The sequence below is a fragment of the Vibrio sp. 10N.222.48.A3 genome (assembly GCF_041475345.1).
GTDB classification, from domain to species: Bacteria; Pseudomonadota; Gammaproteobacteria; order Enterobacterales; family Vibrionaceae; genus Vibrio; species Vibrio tasmaniensis_A.
Genome location: NZ_JBFRVX010000524.1, coordinates 1 through 1,381, shown reverse-complemented (window position 1 = coordinate 1,381; position 1,381 = coordinate 1). Strand labels below are relative to the sequence as shown.

Sequence of the window (1,381 nt, the reverse complement as noted above, 5' to 3'; positions counted from 1 at the left end):
CTAAGTGTTCGGAGTAAATCAATGCTAAACAATCTACATATCAACATCATCAAATCGACGATTCCTCTTTTAGAAAGCGCAGGCCCTGCTTTAACTCAACACTTCTATCAACGCATGTTCACGCATAACCCTGAATTGAAAGATATCTTCAATATGACTCATCAAAGAACAGGTCGCCAAGGTGTTGCACTGTTTGAAGCTATCGCAGCTTATGCAAAGAACATCGAAAATCTAGCAGCGTTAACCTCAGCGGTTGAGCGTATTGCACAGAAACACACAAGCTTTAATATTCAACCAGACCATTACCAAATCGTTGGTCTTCACCTAATTGAAACACTGCGTGAATTAGCTGCTGATGCATTCACCCCAGAAGTAGAAGAAGCGTGGACTGCGGCTTACCTATTCTTAGCGCAAGTATTCATCGACCGTGAAGCTGAACTTTACCTACAGCGCAAGCAAGCTGTTGGTGGTTGGGAAGCTGCACGTGCATTCGTAATTGCAGATAAAATTGAAGAATCAGCATTAGTAACAAGCTTCATCCTACAACCAAAAGATGGCGGTGACGTTCTGGATTATACGCCAGGACAATATATTGGTATCGAAGTGAAACCTGAAGGTGCTCAGTACAGCGAGATCCGTCAATACTCACTATCAGACAAGCCAAACGGCAAGCAGTACCGAATTTCTGTGAAACGTGAAGCCCAAGGTCAAGAAACTCAAGGCGTAGTATCTAATCACATGCACGATACTGTTGCTGTCGGTGATGAAGTTAGCCTATATGCCCCAGCGGGTGACTTCATGTATCAAGAGCGTAGCAAGCCAGTAACGCTTATCTCTGCTGGCGTGGGTGTAACACCAATGCAATCAATGCTTGAGTTCTTAAACAACCAGCAGAAAAACGAACCTGTACTGTACCTTCACGCTTGTGAAAACGTAGGTCAACACTCTTTCACGACTCGCGTTAAAGATATTGTTGCCGATAAAGGTTGGGAAGCGAAAACGTGGTACATGAACAAAGGAGAGTCTGCGTGTGAGAACACACATGAAGGTCAAATGGATCTAGCGTCTATCTCCGATACTAAAGGCTTTGAAGAGAGTGATTTCTATATCTGTGGCCCTGTTGGTTTCATGAAAAACATCGTAGAGCAGTTAGACGCACTTAAAGTAGATCGCTCACGCGTACACTACGAAGTCTTTGGCCCTCACGCTAATTTCTAATAGCTCTCGACAGTTCTATTAACACTCGCCTGAACTATTGACACCTTGCCTATTCAAAGGCCTCACATTGTGAGGCCTTTTTTCGTTTGGTTTGTCCAGCGAGAGACAATTGGATATTGGAGTAGGGGGTGATCAAGGTAAGATCTTCTGGCGTTCGTTTTAA

1 protein-coding gene is annotated in these 1,381 nt (G+C 44.0%); it reads left to right on the top strand.

Translation table 11 applies throughout. From position 1 onward, the window contains the following. Nucleotides 1-21 precede the first annotated feature (21 nt). The gene (gene hmpA / locus AB4653_RS15215; RefSeq protein WP_102258325.1) at nt 22-1,218 is read left to right on the top strand and encodes an NO-inducible flavohemoprotein; all 1,197 of its coding nucleotides are present in this window, start codon (nt 22-24) and stop codon (nt 1,216-1,218) included. The last annotated feature ends 163 nt before the right edge of the window (nt 1,219-1,381 follow it).